Here is a 4,925-nt window from a genome sequence, read left to right as displayed (position 1 = left end):
ACCCGGCGCCCGCCCGCGCCCCCCCGGCCCGGCCCCCCCCTCCCCGGGGGGGCCCGCGCCCGGCTGTGCGCGCGCTGCGCGGGCGGCTCTGCGCGCTGCGGGGGGCCCGCCCGCTGTACGCATCCCGCACCGCGGGGAGGCGGCGGTGCGGGGGGGTGTGTGCGGGCGGCGGTGCGGGCGGTTGTGTGCGAGCGGCTCTGCGGGGCCTGCTTGAGGGGGTCGGCTGTGCGCGGGCGGCTCGACGAGGCTCGCTCCGAGGGCGGCGGCCCGCTGTGCGCCGCCGGCTCTGCGAGGCTCGCCTGCGCGCGGACGGCTCTACGCAGCCCGCTGTGCGCATCTCGCGCTGCGGGGCCGGCAGTGCGCCGCCGGCTCTACGCGGCCCGCTGTGCGCATCTCGCGCTGCGGGGCCGGCAGTGCGCCGCCGGCTCTACGGGGCCAGCTCCCAGAGGGGGCGGCGGCCCGCTGTGCGCCGCCGGCTCTGCGTGGCTCGCCTGTGTGCGGGCGACTCTACGGGTCCCGTTCTGCGCATCCCGCTTTGCGGGCCCGGTTGTGCTGGGCCCGGTTGTGCGGGGCCCGGTTGTGCGGGGCCGGCTCTTCGCCGCCCGCTTCGCGCGGCCCGGCTGCGGGCGGGCGGCTTCGCGGCCCGCTGTGCGCGGCCTTGTTGTGCGCATCTCGCGCTGCGGGGCCCGGCAGTGCGCCGCCGGCTGTGCGCGGCTCGGCTGTGCGCGGGCGGCTCTACGGGTCCCGCCGTACGCATCTCGCATTGCGGGCCCGGCTGCGTGCATCCCGCTCTGCGGGCCCGGCTGTGCGCGGCCCGCTCCAGAGGGGGCGGCTGTCGTGGGTCCGTGCGGGGCTGGTTCTGCGGGGCCTGCTGTGCGCCCGCGGGCGGGTGGTGCGCGGTCTGCTTGGCGTGGGCGGCTGTGCACAGCCCGCTCCCGGGGGGCGGGCTGTGTGCGGCCGGCTCGGTGCGGTGCGCGGCGGGCTGGGCGCGGGCGGGGGTGTTGTCTGTTACCGGCTTGCGGCGATGAGCGTGTGGATGGTGTCGTCGGCCAGGCGTTCGGCCCGTTCGGGGGAGACGGCTTCGTCGATGTAGGTGAAGTTCCAGGCGAGCCGGCCCTGGCTGGTGGTCACGGAGGATCCGAGGCAGCCGACCACCGAGATCCCGCCCACGAACTGCGCCCCGGACAGCTGCCAGGCGCCGAGCTGGGCGGGGAAGTCGAACCGGCCGATGTTGGACACGAAGAAGTTGAAAGGGCCGTGTTCTTCGAAGTGGCGGACGAAGGGTTCGCTGTCGGCGACGGTGGACGGCCCCTGGGCGGCGAGCAGGTCGAACACCTCGTACTGTTCGCCGAGCTTCTTGCGCGCGGCGATGTCGTCGTTGATGAACCGGGCCATCGACCATATGTGGTCGGGCTGGTAGCGCACGACCGAGTGCAGGGCCGACACGAAGCAGCCGGCCTCGTCCTCGGAGACGGCGCGCCGCAGTTCCTGGCGCAGGGAGACGGGTGAGCCGACCGCGAACGACGCGGTGGGTGCGGCGCCGGCGTCGCGGGCCACCGCGCAGGCCAGGGCCGCGGCCAGCACGCCGTGCAAGGTGGTCCCTTCCCGCTTGCAGGCGAGGGTGAGGCTTTGGAGGTCGTCGCCGGACAGAGAGCGGTGCAGCATCCGTGTGCGGCGCCGGCCGAACGGCACGAACCGCTCCGGTTCCAGCCGGCCCACACTCCCCTCCCCCGCCCCCGCCCCCGCGGCCGCGCCGGCGTCGTCGGGCGTCGGCGCGTGCGACGGCGCCGGCGGTGCGGCGGGCGGGCGCGGGGGGAAGAGCGCTTCGAACGGCTCGGCAAGACCATGGGCGGGCGCGGCCGCAGCAGCAGCGGTGGCCGCACCGGCGTCACGACCGGGGGCGGGGTGTGGGGCTGTGGTGGCGAGGCGGACCCACTGGCGCAGCAGGGAGAGCGCGGTGGTGCCGTCGGCGATGCAGTGGGCGACGGTCAGCAGCAGGTCGTGGGTGTGGTCGGGTGCGGTGATGAGCACCGCGCGGGCGAGGGGGCCGCGGCGCGTGTCCAGGGGGGCGGTCAGCTCGTGGCCGTCCACTTCACGCACCCACCGCTGCTGCTCGTGGCCGTCGGCCCGTACCTCGCGCAGCGGGATGGGGGCGTCGGTGGGCACGAAGTACGGTCCGCCGCCGGTGTGGTGCGCTGAGGTGTCGGCGATCGCGACGCGCAGCTGGGGGTGGCGCTCCTGCAGTGCGCCGAGCGCGGTGCGCAGCGCCGCCGGTGTGAGGTCGCCCTTTATGCGTACGCGGGCGCAGACGTTGAGGGTGGAGAGCTGGTCGATGATCCAGTACCAGCGTTCGGCCGGGCTCAGCGCGCGGGCCGGGGCGGTGTGTTCGTGGTCGTCGTGGTGTGTCAGGGCGCTCGGTGCGGTCATGGCGGACACTCCCCCATCGCTCGTCGTGCGTCCAGGTGCGGACGCAGTGGCGCGAGAAGCTAGCAGCCGGCCGTGGAGTACCGATCGAGCGCGGCAGGCGGGGGTTGGTGGCCGGGGGCGGCCGTCTTGGGTTTGGTCGGTGGTTAGTCGATGCCAAGCCGGCTCTGGTGGCCTGTTCGTTGCGTGAGCCCACGGCCTACCGGGATGCCGTGCGGCCGGGAGAGCCAGGAGGAATGCCACCGTGACCGATACGACGCTCGATCAGAGTGCTGTGCCGCTTTTCGCCATCGACCCGCTGGGCACCGACCGCCATGGTGAGGCGGCGCTGATGCGTGACCTGGGCCCGGTGGTGCGTGCCGTACTGCCCGGCGGGGTGCGCATGTGGGTGGTCACCGACTACACCCTGCTCGCCGAGCTGACGGCCGATCCGCGGGTGGGGCGCGACTGGCGCACCTGGGAGGCGCTGCGCCGCGGTGAGATCCCCGACGACTGGCCGCTGCTGGGCATGATCCGGCTGAACAACCTGATGGCGCGTGACGGTGCCGAGCACCGGCGGCTGCGCCGGCCGCTGACGCGGACCTTCACCCGCACACGCGTCGAGCGCATGGCACCGCGCATCGACGAGATCGTCACCACGATGCTGGACGACCTGCCCCGCCAGGCGGCGGCGGACGGCACGGTCGATCTGCGCCGGCACTACGCCTACCCGTTCCCCATGCAGGTCATCTGCGAGCTGATCGGGGTGCCGCAGGCGTGGTGGGCGCGTTTTCGTGCGCTCATCGACACCGTCATACGCGCCGACACCACCGCCGAGCAGTTCCTCGCCGCGCAGCAGGAACGGCACGAGCTGTTCAAGCGGCTGTTCGCCATGCGGCGCGCCGAGCCGGCGGACGACCTGACCAGCGCGCTGCTGGCCACCGTCGGCGAGGACGCGGGTGAGGCGTTCACCGACGAGGAACTCGAAGACACCCTGTGGACGCTCATCGGCGCCGGCCACGAGACGTCCATCAGTCTCATCGTCAACGCCACCCGCGCTCTGCTGACCCACCCCGAGCAGCGGGCGATGGTCCGGGACGGTGACAGCGCCACCTGGGGGCAGGTCGTGGAGGAGACCCTGCGCTGGGACTCCCCGGTGGGCAACTTCCCCGCCCGCTTCCCCACCGAGGACATCACGGTGGCCGGCGTCACCATCCCCCGGGGTGATGCGATCCTCGCTCCCTGGAGCGGCGTCAACCGCGACCCGGGCCAGTACGGCGAGAGCGCCGACCGGTTCGACATCACCCGGCCCGTCAAACGCCACCTGGCCTTCGGCAGCGGACCGCACGTGTGCATCGGCCCCGCCCTGGCCCGCCTGGAAGCGATGGCCGCGCTGCCCCCGCTGTTCGCCCGCTACCCCCACATGCGGCTCGCCGTCGACGCCGCCGACCTGGCGCCCGTCCCGTCGATCTTCTCCAACTCCGTCACCGGCCTGCCCGTCCACCTCGGCCCCCGAAACCCCGACTGACCCCCCTCCCCCAGGGGCCCCGGGCCCGGGCAGACCACCACCTGCCCGGGCCACCACCCACGCTCGGACAGCAACGCGCACCCCCCCGCCCGAGCAAAGCGGGGAGGCCGCCATGCCCGGGGCGCCGGGCGCCGCCCGAGCGGGGCCGGGCGCCGCCTGAAAAGGGGGGGGTGACCGCTGCCGTGACATGGCCGGACACTGCGTCATCCGTCGCCGGGCAGACCCAGAACGTTCAGCACGGGTTCCTCACCCCCGAGAATTCCTCGAAGGTGAAGATCGCGTGCGACGAAGTCACCACCAGCGGACACCGATCGCCGAAGGCCAGCGGCGGACAGGGCCCCCGTCCCCCTGCATGAGCCCAGCCGGGAAAGTGCCGCTCCCCCGGCAACCGATGCAGCAAGCTCGACGCTGTCGCGTCAGGTCCGACCACAGATGAGACCCACCTCGCGGCTGACAGACGCTCAGCTCACGGTGCCGGTAGGCGAACAGCCTCGGACGGTCGACGATGGCCGCGCGAAGACAGGGCACTGGTGGAGGACTTGCTCCAGCCGGCGAAGGGCTCACCAGCGCCGCAGAACCCGGCACCCTACGGGCTCGCCTCACACGAACCACCACCACGCGCAAGGAAGCGGGAAGCGTCACCTCACACGAGGAGGCAGCCGGGAGCCGGGGGCGCAACACCCGGCGCGCGCCGGGAGCGGTGAGACACCCGGCAGGACGGGACACGGGGGTCACGCCACGCGACGGGGCGGGACGAGGACCGCGAAGCGCGGCGAGGCCGGGAAACGGACCGCAACGCGCGGCGGGGATAAGCATTCACGCCACGCCACGCCATGCGACGGGGCGGGGCGGGGCGGGGCGGGACGGGGTGGGGCGGGGTGGGATGGGGGCCGCGGCCCGAGTGCGGCCGGGAGCGGGGTCGCGTGACGGAGCGGGCGGGGTGGGAGAACCGACAGGACTTCAAGGTCGCCGACCTCTCCCTCGCCGAGTTCGG

At 74.2% G+C, this 4,925-nt stretch carries 2 protein-coding genes; one reads left to right on the top strand and one right to left on the bottom strand.

Annotated features, from left to right (window positions below; genetic code table 11):
* Positions 1–1,008: 1,008 nt before the first annotated feature.
* Positions 1,009–2,427 carry a condensation domain-containing protein gene (locus AB0K92_RS33410; protein ID WP_365929028.1) on the bottom strand — a complete coding sequence of 473 codons (1,419 nt, stop codon included), beginning with the start codon at positions 2,425–2,427 and terminating at the stop codon, positions 1,009–1,011.
* A 241-nt stretch (positions 2,428–2,668) separates the two neighbouring features.
* On the opposite strand from AB0K92_RS33410, the gene AB0K92_RS33405 reads away from it, so the two are divergent.
* Positions 2,669–3,931 (top strand): cytochrome P450, encoded by a 1,263-nt coding sequence (locus tag AB0K92_RS33405; RefSeq protein ID WP_365929027.1) that lies wholly within the window; start codon positions 2,669–2,671, stop codon positions 3,929–3,931.
* The last annotated feature ends 994 nt before the right edge of the window (positions 3,932–4,925 follow it).

It is taken from the genome of Streptomyces sp. NPDC052687 (assembly GCF_040678395.1).
Taxonomy (GTDB): domain Bacteria; phylum Actinomycetota; class Actinomycetes; order Streptomycetales; family Streptomycetaceae; genus Streptomyces.
The sequence above is the reverse complement of the archived record's forward strand: the minus strand, read 5'-3'. Positions and strand labels throughout refer to the sequence as shown.